Source organism: Parabacteroides caecihominis (assembly GCF_023656785.1).
Classification (GTDB): domain Bacteria; phylum Bacteroidota; class Bacteroidia; order Bacteroidales; family Tannerellaceae; genus Parabacteroides; species Parabacteroides segnis.
Map to the genome: position 1 here is coordinate 139,887 of NZ_JAMOKS010000008.1, position 18,169 is coordinate 158,055.

Annotated in this window: 14 protein-coding genes; 6 read left to right on the forward strand and 8 right to left on the reverse strand. The window is 46.0% G+C overall.

Annotated features, from left to right (window positions below; all coding sequences use genetic code 11):
- Positions 1 to 6: 6 nt before the first annotated feature.
- The gene (locus tag NBH14_RS08530; protein WP_128133494.1) at positions 7 to 1,191 is read right to left on the reverse strand and encodes an aldo/keto reductase; all 1,185 of its coding nucleotides are present in this window, start codon (positions 1,189 to 1,191) and stop codon (positions 7 to 9) included.
- A 151-nt stretch (positions 1,192 to 1,342) separates the two neighbouring features.
- Here NBH14_RS08530 and NBH14_RS08535 point away from each other — a divergent pair, with 151 nt between their 5' ends.
- The 6 genes from NBH14_RS08535 (at position 1,343) to NBH14_RS08560 (ending at position 7,049) form a co-directional block, all read left to right on the forward strand.
- Entirely contained in the window at positions 1,343 to 2,620 is a 1,278-nt protein-coding gene (locus NBH14_RS08535) for a carboxypeptidase-like regulatory domain-containing protein (protein ID WP_046146898.1), read from the forward strand.
- A 53-nt stretch (positions 2,621 to 2,673) separates the two neighbouring features.
- Positions 2,674 to 3,225, forward strand: a complete 552-nt coding sequence (locus NBH14_RS08540) for an RNA polymerase sigma-70 factor (RefSeq protein ID WP_010803411.1) — start codon at positions 2,674 to 2,676, stop codon at positions 3,223 to 3,225.
- Positions 3,222 to 4,091: a FecR family protein gene (locus NBH14_RS08545; protein ID WP_186960918.1), complete on the forward strand. Its 870-nt coding sequence runs from the start codon at positions 3,222 to 3,224 to the stop codon at positions 4,089 to 4,091. Before NBH14_RS08540 ends, NBH14_RS08545 begins: the two co-directional genes overlap by 4 nt.
- A gap of 20 nt (positions 4,092 to 4,111) precedes the next feature.
- Positions 4,112 to 5,689 (forward strand): STN and carboxypeptidase regulatory-like domain-containing protein, encoded by a 1,578-nt coding sequence (locus tag NBH14_RS08550; RefSeq protein WP_436277984.1) that lies wholly within the window; start codon positions 4,112 to 4,114, stop codon positions 5,687 to 5,689.
- Positions 5,690 to 6,184: 495 nt separating this feature from the next.
- The gene (queD, locus tag NBH14_RS08555; protein ID WP_128133491.1) at positions 6,185 to 6,517 is read left to right on the forward strand and encodes a 6-carboxytetrahydropterin synthase QueD; all 333 of its coding nucleotides are present in this window, start codon (positions 6,185 to 6,187) and stop codon (positions 6,515 to 6,517) included.
- Positions 6,504 to 7,049, forward strand: a complete 546-nt coding sequence (locus NBH14_RS08560) for a 7-carboxy-7-deazaguanine synthase QueE (protein WP_010803415.1) — start codon at positions 6,504 to 6,506, stop codon at positions 7,047 to 7,049. The genes queD and NBH14_RS08560 overlap by 14 nt, the downstream gene beginning before the upstream one ends.
- 58 nt (positions 7,050 to 7,107) lie before the next feature.
- On the opposite strand, the gene NBH14_RS08565 is transcribed toward NBH14_RS08560, so the two are convergent.
- The 7 genes from NBH14_RS08565 to NBH14_RS08595 form a co-directional block, all read right to left on the reverse strand.
- On the reverse strand, positions 7,108 to 8,016 hold the full coding sequence (locus tag NBH14_RS08565; RefSeq protein ID WP_186960919.1) for an Rpn family recombination-promoting nuclease/putative transposase: 909 nt from the start codon (positions 8,014 to 8,016) through the stop codon (positions 7,108 to 7,110).
- 209 nt (positions 8,017 to 8,225) lie between these two features.
- Positions 8,226 to 8,999, reverse strand: coding sequence for a DNA-binding domain-containing protein (locus NBH14_RS08570; protein WP_186960920.1), 774 nt, complete (start codon positions 8,997 to 8,999; stop codon positions 8,226 to 8,228).
- A 21-nt stretch (positions 9,000 to 9,020) separates the two neighbouring features.
- The gene (locus NBH14_RS08575; protein WP_186960921.1) at positions 9,021 to 12,401 is read right to left on the reverse strand and encodes a hypothetical protein; all 3,381 of its coding nucleotides are present in this window, start codon (positions 12,399 to 12,401) and stop codon (positions 9,021 to 9,023) included.
- 23 nt (positions 12,402 to 12,424) lie between these two features.
- Entirely contained in the window at positions 12,425 to 12,730 is a 306-nt protein-coding gene (locus tag NBH14_RS08580) for an HU family DNA-binding protein (RefSeq protein ID WP_297595052.1), read from the reverse strand.
- A 106-nt stretch (positions 12,731 to 12,836) separates the two neighbouring features.
- Positions 12,837 to 14,696 carry a fimbrial protein gene (locus NBH14_RS08585; RefSeq protein WP_186960923.1) on the reverse strand — a complete coding sequence of 620 codons (1,860 nt, stop codon included), beginning with the start codon at positions 14,694 to 14,696 and terminating at the stop codon, positions 12,837 to 12,839.
- Positions 14,697 to 14,701: 5 nt separating this feature from the next.
- On the reverse strand, positions 14,702 to 17,197 hold the full coding sequence (locus tag NBH14_RS08590; protein ID WP_186960924.1) for a hypothetical protein: 2,496 nt from the start codon (positions 17,195 to 17,197) through the stop codon (positions 14,702 to 14,704).
- 41 nt (positions 17,198 to 17,238) lie between these two features.
- Positions 17,239 to 18,147, reverse strand: coding sequence for a FimB/Mfa2 family fimbrial subunit (locus NBH14_RS08595; protein WP_250817304.1), 909 nt, complete (start codon positions 18,145 to 18,147; stop codon positions 17,239 to 17,241).
- Positions 18,148 to 18,169: the final 22 nt, after the last annotated feature.

The following is an 18,169-nucleotide window of genomic DNA, read 5'->3' on the forward strand; positions in this document are numbered from 1 at the left end:
GTTTTATTAAGTCAGAAATTCGTCAGGCACCTGCATCACCGGCGTTATCGCAGCAATCTTCGTCGAGACATCGAAGCCGGAAGGACATTTTACCTGGCAGGTTTCGCAATTGGAACAAATATCCGCCGAAAGATTCAGTTCTCCAAGTGTTTCCTTCGACATTCGCGAATATTTATAACCGTAAGCATACATATAAGCCCGCATAATATCAGGAATAGGAAGATGTTCAGGACATTGCGCCCGGCATTTTCCGCATTGCTGGCAATACAACATTTCCTGTCCGCAAAGGGTAGCCAGATATTCCTGGTCGCCGGCAGTCAGTTCCGGGGAACGGGCAGCAACCAGGCATTCATCCAGTTCATCATAATTGGAGAAACCGGGGATGGCAGTCGTGATATGTTCGTTCTTCCAGGCCCATTTCAGGCAGGCCTGTGCGTTAATCTTTTTCTTTCCCCCAGCGTCTTCGGTACCACCGGTCATCGTCTTCATGGCAACCAGACCGACACCGGCTTTAGCGGCACGGGCTATGGCCTCTTCCGTCTCTTTCAGATTCGACAGTTTGAAATTATAACTCAGCAAGACAACATCGTAAATACCGGCTTCAACGGCAGCATCTAGCAATTCCGGCTTGCCGGCATGAATGGAAATACCCAGGAAACGGGTTTTGCCATCCTCCTTAAACTTCTTCATGACGGCAACCACGCGTTCATCCTTTATTTCTTCCACTTTGTCCAAAGCATGAGCGTAGAAAACATCGACCTGTTCCATATTCAAGCGCTTCAGACTCTGGTCAATCAATCTTTCATACGCATCTTCGAAATCATCCCTCAAAGGATAATCGAACTTTCCTTTTGTAGCAATAAAGAAGCTATCACGCGGCTTCCCGGCAAAGAACTTCCCTAGCATTTCTTCATTCTTTCCGCCCTGATAGCCGTGGGCCGTATCAAAATGGAATATACCGGAATTATAGGCAGCCCTTACCACATTCGGATTGTCGGCACGCATCACACCCATACTCAGTATCGGCAGTTTTACACCTGTCCTGCCAAGCGTACGGACAGGGATTTCATTTTCATTAGCAGTCACCTGGGGAAGACCTGCAGCCCTGGCCCCCGGAATTAACATCGCGCTCACGCCGGCAGTGGCTGAAAGCCGAAAAAAATCTCTTCGATTTACATGTTTGGTTTTCATAAGATAATATATTAGTATATGTAATTGTCCGACTGAGCCTTACAAATATAGAAAGATTTATCAAAATAATTCACTTTTTCCATAGGGTATTCATTTCCTGAACGATCTTATAAGTACAAACAAGATTATTCACCATTAAAACAATACAAAGATGAAAACACTGTGTAGACAATCCATCGGTTTTTTGCTGATCTTATTATTGGTGGCAGGTAGTAGTCCGTTGCAGGCGCAGGACCAGTTGGTACGTGACGATGCCGATCCGGAATTTATCACCATCAGCGGAGTTGTCAAAGACAAAAATAATAAGAAACGGCTGGAGTATGTGAACATTTCCATCCCCGGCAGTACTTCGGGTACTATCACCAACGAAGACGGGGAATTCTCTTTCAAGATAAAAGACGCTTCCCATGTGAAGGCTGTCGAAATATCCCATATCGGATACTATAATAATAAGGTAGAAGTAAGCGGCAAGAACCTCTCCGACCTGACTGTCTGGATGACCCCTTACGAGAATATGCTCGACGAGATCATCATCCATGCCAAAGAACCACGTTACCTCGTGGAAGAGGCTATCAAGAAAATCCCGGAGAATTACAGCAAGAAAACGAATATGCTGACCGGCTTCTATCGTGAGACGGCACAGAAAGGCAGACGCTACATCAATATATCAGAAGCCGTGATCGACGTTTACAAAACGCCTTATCACGAAGCCATAGACCGCGACCGTGTACAGATTTACAAGGGCCGCAAGCTATTGAGCCAGCGAAGTACCGATACGCTTGCCGTCAAACTGCTCGGCGGTCCCAACCTGTCAATCCTTTGCGACATCGTGAAGAACCCCGATGTATTGCTCGACAGGGAATGTCTGCCCTACTATCTGTTCAAAATGGAAGAATCAACGAATATCGACAACCGTCCGCAATATGTAATCAGTTTCAAGCCGCAGGTCATCATGCCGTATGCCCTGTATTACGGAAAACTTTACATAGACAAGGAACGACTCTCATTTACCCGTGCCGAATTCAACCTGAGTATGGACGACCGCAACAAAGCGACCCAGGCCATCCTCAAGAAGAAACCGTTCGGATTACGTTTCCGCCCGCTTGAAGTAGCCTATCTGGTTAACTACAAGGACCGCAACGGCGTAACTTATCTGAATTACATTCGCAACGGGGTACGTTTTAAATGTGACTGGAAACGCAAATTATTCTCTACCAACTACACGATCATCTCGGAAATGGTCGTAACGGACGGAAAGGAAGAAAACGTAACCAACATTCCGTACAAGATGGCATTTAAGGAAACACAATCGTTGTCCGACAAGGTGGAAAACTTTATGGATGAAGATTTCTGGGGAGCCTACAATATCATCGAACCTACGGAATCACTGGAAAGTGCTGTCAACAAATTAAAAAAGCAACAGAAATAAATTTCAATATCTTTTCGTACATTTGAAGGACTCTAATCATTAAGATCCACGGCATGCTGAACGATTTATTCGTACTAACAAAGATTAAAGAGGGGGACGTCAAAGCTTTCGAAGGTATCTTCCGGCTCTACTACTCCCCTCTTTGCCTCTACGCCGCCGGTATCACCGGCAGCATGGACGTCGCCGAAGAGATCGTGCAAGAGTTGTTCTACGTATTCTGGAAAGAAAAGGAGAAACTGCAAGTGTTCCGTTCCCTGAAAAGTTATCTGTACGGGGCCGTGCGCAACCAGTCTCTCCAATACTGCGAACATCAGGAGGTGCGCAACCGTTACCGGGAAAACGTATTGTCAGGTAATCAGGAAAGCAAGCCGGCCGACCCGCAGGACCAACTCGAATACAAAGAACTGGAAGCTCTGATAAACAGGACTCTCAATAAGCTGCCCGAACGCCGTTTACGCATCTTCCGGATGCAGCGTTTCGAAGGTAAGAAATACGCGGAGATAGCCTCCGCACTCTCTCTGTCCGTCAAAACAGTGGAAGCTGAAATGACCAAGGCACTTCAAACACTCAGGAAAGAAATTGAGAATTATACACAAACAGTATGACTCGTAAAGAAAGGGACAACAGAAAAACGGACCGGGCATGGGAGAATGTCTACCAACGCTTGGAAAAGGATGGCTTACTGGACCATAAGGAGAAGAGCAGTATCATTCCTTATGGAGACATGCGCCGTCCTCCACTCTGGAAAATTATTTCGGCAACAGCAGCAATGCTAGTATTCTGCATTTATCTGTCTACAATTTATTTTAATCGAACAAATAAGGAAACCGACCGTAACCTGCTTACCCGGCAGAACATGGAAACAACGACACTTGCCACCACGCTTGAAGACGGTTCTATCGTCTATCTGGCAGGCAACGCCGCCATCCATTACCCGGAACATTTTCAAGCGGACAAGAGAGAGATCACCTTACAGGGAAATGCTCTTTTCGACATTGCAGGCAACCGCCAGCGTCCTTTCCTTATCGAAACCGAAGATACACGTATCGAGGTGTTGGGTACGGCGTTCAATGTAAAGAGCGACAATACCCAACCGTTTGAACTGTCCGTACAAAGGGGAATGGTGAAGGTGACGCTGAAGCAGAACGGACAAGATGTTTACGTCAAGGCAGGTGAAACCGTCACCCTCTCTTCACGAAAGCTGGAAGTAAGCGAAACAAAAGACCACGGACAATTTGCAACCTATGTCCGGCAAATACGTTTCAAGGATGAAAGGCTGGCCGATATCCTCCGCATTATCAACCTCAATACGGGAGATATCCGTTTTCAGACAACACCGGAACTCGAGGACAGGCAACTCACCGTTACCTTCTCCGACAATTCGCCGGAATCAATGGCAGAGTTGATCTGCTTTGCCCTGAACCTGAAATGTACACGTGACAAAAATCTGATTACTTTGCATGAGAACTAACGGGATAAAAAGGATACAAGGTGAAACTGAGCGCTACATATCGTCTATTATTGATCCTCATCGGGATGCTGCTGATGACAGCTACCCCTTTGCAGGCAGATGATAAGGGCGATAAAGATGTGCTCGAACGCCTTATTCAAATTCCGCGAAGCAAGGAGACTGTTTACCAGTTACTTGGAAAGGTTTCCGAACGTTCCGGCTACCTGTTCATTTACGACAGTAAAATCATCGACAACGAACAGGTAGTAAAAATACCGGGAGGCAAATACACCATTAAAGAGGCCATCTACCATATTATCGGTAACCGTGACCTGGGTCTCCGCGTGATCGGCAATCATATCCTGATCTCCCGCCCGGTAGAACCGCTACCCGTAAAGGAGGCACCGCAACCAGCCCTTCCGGATACAGTTCCGTATTTTACCCTCGAAGGCATTCTGCGAGACAAATATACCAACGAACCGATACCGTTTGCCACAGTCAGCGTCAGCGACGACGGCTCCATCGGCAATGTCACCAACCAGGGTGGCGAGTTCAGGCTGCGTTTGCCCGACAGCCTGCGCCAGTCACAGATCAATTTCTCGCATGTCGGCTACCTGCCTTATGCAATAGAAAGTTCACTGTTGGCAGAACGCTACAGTATGCTGACACTGGAACCGAAAGTGATTCCCATACAGGAAGTGGTTATCCGTATCGTGAATCCTTTGCGCTTGTTACGGGAAATGCAGGAACACAAAAGCCTGAACTATTCCCAGGAACCGGTCTACCAGACTACTTTCTACCGGGAAGGCATCGAGCGGAAAAACAAATTCGTCAGTCTGACGGAAGCAGTTTTTAAAATATACAAAAGTGCGTACACCAACCGTCCGGTCACCGACCAGGTTAAGCTGTTGAAGATGCGCCGTATCACCAACAATCAGGAAAAAGATACGATTATCGCAAAAATGAAGTCCGGAATCAATGCCAGCATACAGCTGGATATCATGAAGGATGCACCCGACTTCCTGCTGCCGGAAAGCGACGTGAATTATCCCTATGTCTATGCCCATTCCGACATCACGGTAATAGACGGCCGGATGGCAAACGTGATCTCTTTCGAACAACGTGATTTCATCAACAGCCCTCTCCTGAAGGGAAACCTGTATATCGATTCGGAAAACAGTGCGCTGTTGCGGGCCGAATTCGAAATACATCCTAAATATGTAAAAGATGCAGCCGGCATGCTGGTTGAAAAGAAAAGCCGTAACCTGAAAATAATCCCGCAAAAGGTTATCTACACCGTTTCCTATAAACCCTGGAACGGTACTTATCACATCAGTCATGTAAGAGGAGACCTTCATTTCAAAGTAAAAAAGAAAAAACAGCTGTTCGGCAGTTCTCCCCTTCATGTATGGTTCGAGATGGTGACATGCAAAACAGATACTTTCAATGTCAGCCGTTTTGACCGGAAAGAAACATTATCGACCCGGACAGTGTTCTCTGAAACAAAATTTAATTATGATGAAGGCTTCTGGGGTAACTTCAATGTGATTCCTCCGGAAGAAAAACTGAATGAAGCGATTGGTAAAATATCGTCAAAAATAGAAGAAACAGGTTACTAAGTGGTTAAAAATCATAAAGAGGGCCTTTTCTCAAAGGCCCTCTTTATAGGTTTTTAATAGGTATTAGTCTTTAAGGCAAAAAGATTGTTTAGGTTATCTGCATGCAAAGATGCGGGATTTTATGTTACTGAACAAATAAAAAAAGATATTATAAAACACATTTTTAAAATTATCGAAACTTATTTGCAGCTTCTTCTATTTTTTAACAATTGAACTTCACCGTTTAATTATCGGTTTGTCACGAAAACGAACATGGTTCTCCTTGATTCATAAGCAGTAATAAAATCCACCAACTGCTTATTGTTCCTGTATATCGTTTTTAGCATTCCTAAACGAAAAAATTCAACTTTCTAACACATGCAAAAATATAAATCTTTTTTTAATAAATCCTATAATACGGTATAGTTAACGGCACGGGGATTTTATGTACTTTTGCACCCGTATCGAGGTGACATTAGATACGATATATAAACGTCTTAAATTGCATAATTAAGCATGTACACTGTAATTAAAAGGATGGAGATCTCCGCAGCACATAGCCTGCGTCTCTCCTATTCCAGCAAATGTGAGAACTTGCACGGTCACAACTGGATCATCACTGTTTACTGTCGCTCGAAAGAATTGAATGCCGATGGCATGGTCGTCGACTTCAGTCACATCAAAGAATCAATAAAAAACAAGTTGGACCATCAGAATCTGAACGAGGTCCTGCCTTTCAATCCGACGGCCGAGAATATGGCCCGCTGGATATGCGACCAGTTACCTAATTGTTATAAAGTTGAAGTTAAAGAGTCAGAATCAAACACTGCGATCTATGAGAAAGATTAATCAAATTTTCTACAGCCTGCAAGGGGAAGGCTTTTATACCGGCAGAGCCGCTGTTTTCATCCGTTTTTCCGGATGCAACCTGAAATGTTCGTTTTGCGATACCGAACATGAAGAAGGTACATTGATGTCGGACGAAGAGATATTGGAGGCAATCTCCGCTTATCCGTCAGACATGGTCATACTGACCGGTGGGGAACCTGCTTTATGGATCGACGAAGCATTTATCGACATGCTTCACAAAGCGGGTAAATATATATGTATAGAAACAAACGGCACACGCCCGTTGCCTAAAGGCATCGACTGGGTGACTTGTTCGCCCAAAGAAGGGGCACCGCTCAAAATTGACCATATGGATGAAGTCAAGGTTGTTTATCTGGGACAGGATCTGTCATCCTACATCAAACTGCCAGCCAAATACCACTTCCTCCAACCCTGCTCCTGCCGGAACACGATGGAGATAGTCAATTATATCCTCCAACACCCGGAATGGCAACTCAGTTTACAGACACATAAGCTGATTGATATAGCGTAAAAACACTCAAAATATAAATGCCCCTTTTAGTCGGGGCATTTATTATAATATACAGAGACTATAATCCGTTTATTTCTTCGATTGACAGGCCGGTGCATTGAGATATTATTTCGATATGGACGCCCTGCTTTTTTAAATTTGCAGCAATCTGACGTTGTTCTTCTGCTTTTCCTTCTGCTTTTCCTTCTATTTTACCTTTCTCTACCCCTTTTTCCAGGCCGTCTTCAAAACTGGTGTCAATAGCTGCCAAAAGGTCACGTTCGACAGAAAGGCTCAGTTCGTATTCCAGGCGTTGATCGGGAGTCATGCGCTCTACTTCCACTATACTTTTTAGCTTGCGGAATATCTGATTGTTGAGTTCTTCGGGTAATCGTTCCATGATCTCGATATTGTTTAAGACGTATAACCACTTCTTATAAAGCGTGTCACATGCCTGCAAAGGTAATACAAATTTCGGCATTTCGAGATATATCTCGTTGAGTGTTTCACTGAACGGGACCTTCAACTCACGGTCCATACGCACGATATCCCAGCGGTATTTTTCCGGTAGGGATACGTCCATGATATAATTTAAAACACAAACTATGTACACTTTACTGATGTGATAGTTCCAACGTTTGCGGATCGTTTCAGAGTCTTTGTCCTGCTTTTCTTTTGCGATCATGGATTGTTGCTGGATAGCAAACGAAGCATAATATAACACTCTGTCGGAAAAGTACTTCTGACGGCTTTTTTGCATCTCGCATATAAAAACTTCTCCCTTTTCGTTTTCACAGAAGATATCGAAAATGGCACGTCGCTGATCCTGTTTCACTCCAAGCATTTCCACATTCCTGAAGGTGATGTCTACTATTACTTCATGTTGGAGTACTTCGTTTAAGAAACTGATGATAAGATCTTTGCTTACTTCACTGCCGAAAATTTTCTTCCAGCCATAATCTGAGAATGGATTAATAAATTTATTCATAGCATATCGTTTTTAGTTGCCTCTTTATAGTAGAGGTGGACAAATGTAAACAATAATTTTCAATTAGTTTACCCGGATCAGGTTATTTTCAATAAAATAATCGGGGGTCAAAATTAACGTCTCCCTTAAACGCCGTGCTGCGTCTCGATGAGACGTAACGTTGCGTTTAGGGGAGACGATGGGTTGCGTCTCGATGCGACGCGGGAAGGCTATTCGATTTCGGGACGGTCACCACCGCCACTTCCACCCGTGCCTACGGTAAGAGGGCGTTCGTACTCGATGGTACGGGGCTCTTTCAACAGGGTGGTTGTGTTGGAAAACTGGGTGACGATACGTAAGGTGTACTGACCGTCTGCCAGGTCCGAAGGGACACGGGCCAGAAGGCATTTCGGGTCGTTCGTTGTCAGGCGGCGGGTGACGGGATGCTCCGTGCCGTCGCTGGCTATGAAGAAGACACCAACACCTTCGGCTTCACCGATGATTTTGATCTTATCGCCGTCAATACGGATATCATCACCGGGAGTGATGACATCATTGGAGAGGCCGGTAAACGTATTTATAACCAGGCCGATGTTAGCTCCGCTATCTTTTACCGTTAAAACCTCTACTCCGACATGGCTCAAGGATTCGCGCATTTCGGATGCAAGAATAAGATCCAGCGTTACCTTATGTTTCTCCGGGTCGAATTTGGCACTCGAGCCGATCCATGAACCTGCCACACGCGGCGTGTACTGGCAGGTTTTCGTGAGAACACTATAACCGTCCATGACCGCTTCACGAATGACACGGTCGTGTTGGTTAATGATTGATAACAAGGTGTCGTACTTGTATTCCGAACCTTCATCTACTATACGCTGCGCGATATCTTCGTTACGCAACGTGTTTTTCATGGTGGATACTTCGGCTGTATAGTCGTTATCCACATCTTTCGTCAGAAGGTTCAGGCGTAGCCAGACCTTCCAGAATTTGGTGTAATTTGCCATAATTAATTAATTTATAAATTATTAATAAGAGATATTTTTCACACAACGAGCATATGCATTATCCTTATATAATCCTCCTAGATTATAAAGATTAGAGTATCCAGCCCAACCATCAAGATTAGGACTGAATATATTATACCAGACAGATTCGTCAGAACTAGTAGGCTGAACTTCATTGACAAAATATCGACTTTCAGTAAATGCCGCACGAGCAACATCTCTTATTGTTGTATTACTATACTGATAATAAGTATTGTTAACAGGCCCTACGTTATTAGAAAATACATAGTTAAAATCATAAGAAGTAGGAAGATACCAACCCGAAGGACAACAAGATGTTCGGATACTATTAAAAGTAGAACTATTCATTGCTCTTCCTCCGTTTACTGACATAGGAGCCACCCACCAATCCTGACGAGCAGTTGTTATTGATTTAGGTGCCTGGCCTGCAACACCCGGATATGTCGGAGCTTCTGTTATTACAGTTACAACTTTATTAGCACAACCCGACACATTATTTTGCGTTGTCAATCTACATGATTTCCGATCTATATTCATGATACTCGTCGATGTCGAACCCATTGTTACTTTTATTGTATTCAGGACATCACCATTTGAAGCCGTTGATGTTCCACTTACAGCTGCATTAATCCACTGACTTATAGCTCCATTTCCTATTAAATTTTTACTCTCTGATATATTAAGTGAAACACCTTTAGGAGAACGTACCTGAAATGTAAAATTATCAGAAGTTGTGGGATAGTACTTGATTTTTGGATCAGATGTCGAAAAAGCATTTACTATAGCAGTACTCGGAGCATTAGAAGCCGTTATATTTGTCGACTCGAATGTTACATTTTTGTTTCGATTATTCACTTTTAACTCTATGTATTTATTTTCATCTAGTTTGTTACGTATTTTCAACGTTCCAGTAGCATTCTGATTCAAAGAGTTTTGAGAGAATGTTAAAATCATCGTATTAGTAGTAGATCCCGAAGTGACAGTCACCCAACTTGGTTTATCCTCATTATTTACAATACATCCACCAATTGAAAATACAGTTAATTTCACAGAAGAAGCATCATTAAACAGATGTATCGTTTTATTAGTTGTATCGTAGTAGGATAGACTTCCTGACGAAGCCGAGGAAGTAGGTTGAGCTGACGCAAGTTCAGGATTATTAATCGTCATTTTCAACGTATAAGCTTCTGTTTGTGTTGCATTGCCTTTATTTACAATATTCATTTTTATGCCATCGGTCGAGTATGGATCAGGAAACCCAGTACCAGTCATATTAACGGTTAACTTGTAATCCCCTTGTATTTGGTTTAATTCTTTTCCTGTCGGATCAATGGTAAGCCAATTGCCAGTTACATTGTTGTCAGGGAATTCTATTTTACTGCCTCCGAATGCAAAAACATTGAACGTTACATTCGGAGTCGTTATGCCAGTCGTTTGAGAAAACATAATTATTTTGTTTAGTTTATCAAATGTGCTACCCGAACTTGTAACTTTGGAGGTTACAGCAAAATCAGACTTGAATATCAAAACAAACTCTTCTACCATACTTTCATTTCCAACATTCAATATCTTTATTTTTGCTCCATTCGTAAAAATATCCTCCGTGAAACTTGGATCAAGCGTATTTACTTTTAATGTATAATTCGTCTGCGATTGGGTAACAGTAAGCCAATCCTCGGGAGTTTCAGCATCGCTGTCACCAAACAACAATTTGCTTCCGCCGGAAGCGAATACATTAAACGTAACCTCGGGAATAACCGCATCGGTATTTTGGTGAAACGTGATTTTTTTATTCTCTACATCAATAGAGCTACCACTAGATACACTCACTTGTTTAACCACTGGTTTTGCTAATGGCTGTACCATCACAATCGATTCCTTTGCTGTTATTTTATCGGTGAAACGAAAGGTGGCTACGGGGTATTTCCCAATATATGGAGAAGCTAATTTTATTGTGTACTCTATCTTTGAGTCAACATCTGCCTTTGTCGGCATATAGTCAGGAGCCGGAGTTATATCCAGCCACTGGTTATCTTTATCACCATTTTCGTAATACAAGGTTACGAAATAGCCGGAGGTGGAAGCACCGGTCAAGGTAAATTGTTCAGTGCCGGTTAGACCCATTGTTACTGTGCGGGTAACCGCATCATAATCTGCGTCACCAGTACCGGTATTGGCAAACGTCAAACCATCTGCATCCACATCGCCACCCGGCTCATAATCATCTATATTACCTTCGTCCGTCCAGTCTTCCACGTTGATTGTGAAGTCGAGATGGTATTCATCAGCTTTTGTTATATTGACCGTATAACGGTGGTTCTGGCTGACCTCGATGTAGTTGCCGTCGCTTTCGGGTTTGAAGAAAACTTTGTAGGTGACAGGGACAGGATCGGTCAGGTTGGCGGCATAAGTTCCGCTAAGAATGAGGTTACCACCATCCCCCATCGGGCTGGGCCAGCTGTAGAAGGCACCGATACAGTTTCCTTCATTCGCTTTATCACCTTCAAATTTGCGGGCAGGATAAGTGATCAGTTCACCATCGGCGGCGGGTTGCGAACCATAGACTTTCAACGGGAAAAAGCTGACTCCCTGTCGGCCGTTCGCCATGCTGACGGACTGGATGGTGAATTTCGACAAGGCGGCATCGTTCACGATATCGAAACGGGCCACCGATCGGGTCAAACGGAAACCCAGCTGCAAACGGGCCGATACGGAGAAATCCGTCAGGTCGAGCGGCGTGGTATAGGCGCCGGTCATCGGTAGCGGGGTAAGCAATATATCGGTGTTCGACCAGGCATCGAGCAGCGGACTATGATATGTCAGAAAAGCTGTTTCCAAAGGGCTGCCTTCCGTGACGGTATTGGTCGCCTGCCCGGGAGTAGATTGTTGCAGGGCTACGAAGTTTGTCACGATATTACCATCGGCATCCAGTAGCTTCGGCTGGTTGGCTATGCAATAGAGTTTGACGAACAGACCTTTTTTCAAAGAAAGCAGGGCGGTTGTTTCTTTTCCGTCGGCATCTTTAGCTGTCAGATCAAGGGCTGTCACGTCGTTACCGACTGGCATGTCGGCAGCTTTTTCGCGGTAACAAAAGCGTTCTTGATAGGAATAGGTGCCATTTTCGGTGGTGCTACCAAAGACGTAGATGTCGAGCGACGAGATTTTGTTTTCGTCGGCGGTGGCGATCACGTCACCAGCTTTGGTCTGGACGACTGAAAGTTTATTTTTCAGTGTTAACAGGACTTCACGACGGGCGGTGCCGCCGCCTTCCGGGTCCGGCAGAGGCTTATCGTGTCGCTCTTCCGTTTCACTGGTACAGGCTGCTACCGAAAGGAGGATCGAGAGCAGGGAGATACCGTATAATTTATTGAATGTTCTCATTACTGTTTAATTTTGTTGGTTGATCACTTCTTGTTTTCCGGGTTCAATGTTTTCAGAAGCAGTTTACCCGGTTTGAATTTAACGCTTACACGAGGGGCGATCAGGCAGGTCTGACCTGTACGGGGATTGCGTCCCTCCCGCTCTCCTTGTACCCAGGGAGAAAGGTTTCCGAAACCTTGAAGGACTACAGATTCTCCCTTCAAAAGAGCTTCGGCAAGTACTTCCTGCGAGGCATTGATAAATGTCTGACATTGCGACAGAGGCAATGAGAGGCGTTCGGATAGGGATTGTATCAGTTGTTGTTTGTTCATTTTTTTTGATGTTACGATGGTACATGTTTATTCAGGTTTGAATGTAGCGTCGTTGGTAGGGGCGATTCGCGAATCGCCCCTACAGGCGCCATCATGATGGAACAGGCAGGTTCAATTTTTTCTATTACGGAGTCGAAACTGCTTCCGCCGCCAATACGACCTTTACCTCCGTGGTTGCATTTGTGGCGGCCGAGGTGAAGGTGATTTTATTGGTGGCTTCGGCCGCTTGGGCCGCTGTCAGCGTGAATGTGTAAGTGGCTTCGGCATCGGCATTACTGGAGGCATCAGCTGATAGCCAGCTGCCGGTTTCAATTGCCACGCTGCTTCCTGTTGTTGCAGCATCGCCACTCAGCTTCACGGAGGTTACTTTCAAGCTGACTGTATGGTCCGCTTTGTTAGCGATAGTCAGCGTTTTAGTAGCTGGGGCATAGCTGTTACCTTCTGATGGGACCAGTTCGATCTCCGGACCGGTCAGGGCAGTCGGGACGACGATGACGTCGAGGTTCTTACCGCTGGCCTGGTTGGTCAGACGGATGGTTACCGGGAGGCATGTCATGTCAGCAATACCTTCTTCCGGCAACTTATATTTGAACGTTGTGACCTGCGAGGCCTTTGTCGTAGTTCCCGGTTCTCCATCCGCTACCAGCCATTTATCATCGTTGGCATATTGCAGGGAGGCTTTTATGGCTGAGTTCGTCTTCATTTCGAAAGACAAAGTGCTTCCGGTTACCGCTTTCATGGCAATACGGTGGTCATCCAAAAGTTGCACATTTGTATTACCGGCAGCCGACAGGCTTAAATCGTCGAATGAAAGGTTGTTCTCCGGTTTATAATTATCCACGTTGCCTTCGTCCGTCCAATCGTCTACATCGAGGGTAAAATCGAGATGATAAGGGTCGGCATCGGTAATCTTCACCTTATAGCGGTGGTTGTAAGCCACTTCGATATAGTTACCTGTTTCAACGCCAACGGGTTTGAAGGGGACTTTATAGGTGACGGGAACCGGATCAGTCAGGTTGGCGGCATAGGTTCCGCTCAGGATCAGATAGCCTTTGTCTTCGACAGGACTGGGGTATACATAGAAGATGCCCAGGCCATCGGGGCTGTCGGTTGTCTGAGCGGCCAGATAGTCACGGGCCGGATAGGTGATCAGGTTACCATCGGCATTCTTTACCGGTTTGACAGGGAAGAAGCTGGCTCCGGCACGACCGTTGGCCAGGCTGACGGAAGTGATGGTGAACTTTGACTGGGAAGCATCGTTTTCCACATCGAAACGGGCAACCATGCGGGAGAGTTTAAAACCCAACTGGGTACGGGCCGAAACGGAAAAGTCGGTCAGGTCGAGCGGCGTAGTATAAGCGCCGGTCATAGGTAGCGGGGTGTTCAGCACATCGGTAGGCTCGGTTGCCTGCAAGTCGACGGTGTGGAATTTCAGGAAATTCTCTTCCGTCGGGATACCGGCAGTCACAGTGTTGTCCGCCTGGCCCGGCTTGCTTTGAAGCAATGATTGGAATCCGGTAAATTCGGCGCCGGCAGCATCGACCAGCTTGGTGCAGTTGGCGATACAATAGACCTTAACGAACAGGCCTTTCTTCATACGAAGCAGGGCGGTAGAGTTATCGGCCCCGGCGTTCAGGGTGAAGCTGGTGGCGTAAGGTTCACTGATCACATCCCGGGCATCTTCACGGTAGTAAAACATTTCCTGAAAGGTATACGGGCCTGCTTCGTCTTTAGAGCCGAAGACGTAGACATCTAAGGTATAGATATGGTTCTCAGGAGTTGTGGCAATCGGATCGTCAGCGGCTTTTGTCGTGACAGGGATTACATTCAGCTTGTTTTTTAACGACAACAGAACTTCACGGCTGTTTGCGTCATCGGCTCCGCCCTGGTCGGGGGGAATCAGATTGTTCAAGGTGTTCTCGCTAGTACAGGCGACCAGCAGGGCGCCCAACAGGAGGGTTGATAGATTATGTTTTATATTCATAATGATTATTTTTTAGTGATCGTTATAGTTATGCCTTTACCGTCAGTGACTGCGTTATCCAACGTTAGGGTAAATGGAGTATCAGCAGTAGAACCTTTTTCGAAGGTATAAACTTCAGCGACTCCGGCTTCCAAGGTGTCATCTCCGGCACTACCTGTATTTAACTTTACACAACCATCTACAACTTTTTCAGCAGCCCAATTCTTTGCTGTCGCACCTGTCGGAGCAGTGACTGTTAAGGTGAAAGAGTCATTCAAACTATCATAATCGACAGTATACGTTCCGTCGGAACCTTCTTCTACAACACCGCCAACATTATTTGACAGTTCTACTGTTGGTTCCGTGCTCTTCGGAGTGATTGTTAAAGTAGAGGTAACCGTTTCCTCCGCTTTGTTCTTAAAGGTTACTGTGACCGGAGTTTCGGCTGTCAGCGTGGTTGCATCGGCTATCTCGATCTTGAAGATTCCGGGAACGGCCGTTTCTTCTGTTACCGTCAGATTAGAACCTGTAGCATCAGCAATAATAGCTTCAGCTTCTGAACTTTCCGTACAAGTTACCTTTACATACATGGTACTTCCGTTTATCATATACATAGCGGAAGTGGCGGCTGTAGCAGTTCCGCCAATTGTAGAAATAGTATTGTAGCTGCTATTTGTATAGCTACCATTGTCGTTTACGACAATCTGAGGTTTGGAGGCTGTCTTATGTTCGATGGTTAGTGTCGCTACCTCCGACTCTTTCGCTTTATTCTTAAATTCGACCGTTTCATTATTGGCGGCAGTTGCAGCATCTTTTATTGCAATCCGGTAAGTTGTTGTGAAGCCTTTTGTTGAAACGGTATCAACAGAGTAACCGGTTGGTACTGTTACCGCTGCCAAACCGTCCGGAGAGAATACATCCAGGGAAACATAGCTGCCCACTTCTTTTATCATGACGGCTTTTAATGCTGACTGATCGGAGAAATCAACGGTATTACCTTTACTGTTTCCTTTTACGACTTCACTGACAACAGGGGCCAGTTCCGGACCGAAGAAAGTAAGGGTTGTTTGCAGGTCGGGATCGTAAGAGGCGGCCTGGTTGATGAAGGTCAGGGATACCGGGTGCTTGGGAGCGACGGGGTCAAGAGCTGCTGTAGTAACTTCGTAAGTGGTAACTGTCAGTCCGTCTTTTTGCTCTTCCGTCACATTTCCTACCGTCAGCCAGTCTACGTCTGTATCGCCTGCCTTAGTTGCCAGACCTTTACTGCATTCCAGCTTTCCGGTAGAGGTCAGGGTGATTTTGAATGTTCCGGCATCAACTGTGCGGTAACTTACACCTTTAACGATCTCGGTCGGAGCGTCTGCATCTGCCGTTATCTCCTTTATTTCCGGTTTTGCATTGTCCGGTTTGATGATCACACCACCACCAGAGGTCCAGTCTTCCACTTCAAAAGAGGCGAAGATGTTCGATTCGGTAACATCGGTGATATGCAGTTTGTAACGGCTGTTAGAAACAACAGGAATGTAGTTGGCCGCATCAGCGGGATCGGCATCTTCCGGAGTCTTTACGATCGGGATATTATAGGTTACGTCTATGCCCTGACCGGTTGACGGACTTTTGTATTTGCCTTTGATGATCAGGAAACTTTTGTCGGTTTTATGTGTCGGATACACATAGAGGGCGCTTTCAAGGGTTCCCAGGTTGGCATTCTCACCCAGGAAATCGCGATCTTTATAAGTGAGCAGCTTGTCTGTCCTGTCAACGTCAGCTATCTCTGTCAGTTCCCCACCAAAAAGTGAACCGTTCGGACGGCCATCGCCAAAAGCTATTTTCTCGATTGTCAGATTGGATGTGGCTGTCGTATTGTCGATATCAAAGCGGGCAACAATACGTTTCAGGTTGATCGTCACTTTCGATACACTGCCGCTGATCTTCGTCGTTCCTGTTCCGGTCATGACCAACGGGGTGGTCAGAGAGGTGGAAGCTCCTGTCAGCTTAGCGGTATATGCTTTCTTAAAATCAGACAACAGCGTACCGGCATTCTCGACATCACCGGTAGCGGCGCTAGTCGTTACCGGAGTTAAAGTAATAGCAGCTCCTGTTTCATCCGGTACATCATCCTGATTGGCCACGCAGACCAATGTCAGATAAGGAAGGCCTTTCAGCTCGCCTGGTTTGATGAAGGCTTTCCAGGAAGATCCCGACGACTGGAGGTTAAAATCTTTCGAGCCTGCACCAGGGGCAGCATCAGTCTTTGTCCAAGTTTCCAGATAATGCCAATTCGCATCTGTGGCATTCGCTGCGGCAGATGCAAAGAGATAGACTTTCAGGGTGCCAATCTTGCTCTCCGGCTCCGAAGCGATCGCCTTGGTATACTCCTCACTATCGCCGCTTCCGCTAAATAACAGCTGAATCTCACCGGCTGTACCCAAGGTGGTCTGACCCTGGGAGTCGTCTTCATTCGTACAACTGCTTCCCAACCCGGCAAGGGCCAGAAGCAACATGAAATACATCTTTTTCATAACTTCTTTTTTTAGTGAATACTATAATGTTTAAAAATCTGTTATCCGATCGTGCCTCCTTCGTCCCAATCGGATTCGGTGACTTCGGAGACGATTATTTTATCTTTATATACCGTTACCAGTATCTCAAATTCCTGTTCGATGTTCTGATCCATATTCATTGCCTTTTTGGAAAAGAAACGGTAGAGGTCGAGGTCACCGATAATCCGCTCGTCGTTCCGCCAGAGGCTCCAGTACTGATGGGTGTCGCTGGTGTAACGGAAAGTGACAAACTCACCGGTCACTTCTCCGTCATAATTCATCGAGGCACGTGTTTCATGATTGAGCAATGAGGTGCTGATGTAAGGGACGGTATAGGAGCCGCCACCAGTCAGCGGGTCGCTCTCCCACCCTTTGACGAAGCCGTATTCGGCAGGAAGCCCTTTCATTCGCATACGGTAAGTACCTCCTTCGGGTGGCGCGTCGGCCATCCACTGTACGGTGACGTGCAGCGAAGCATGTGCGTGCGAAAGGTAGACCTGTTGCCGGAGCGACTGCCCGTCTTTCACATGGAAAGCATAGTTGCCATAATAAAGGCGGCTGGTATTGCTCCGGTAGCCCGCCACGGCGGCATCGGCACTGAGTCTCATGCCGGACAGCTCCGTGCCGGAAGGTGGAAGGACGGACAGATTGTCGCTGCCGTTCTCCGCACAGTTCCCCCAAAGCACGACCGTATAATCACCTTCGGGCAGGTTGGTCTGCCACGAACGGATACTGTCGCCGCGAAGAGTTGTAATCCCCAGCAGATTGCCGGTACCGTCGAACAGATATTGCCGCAGGTTGTCTACATAGACCGGCAGCACGTTTTCACTGCCACTTCCCGCATACCAGTAATCGAGCCGCAGGTTGTAAGGACAAACACCGGGTTCGTCGCCAAACGTGCAGCCGGCCAGAATTATTGCCTGTATCATATATATTAGTCTTTTTACCGGG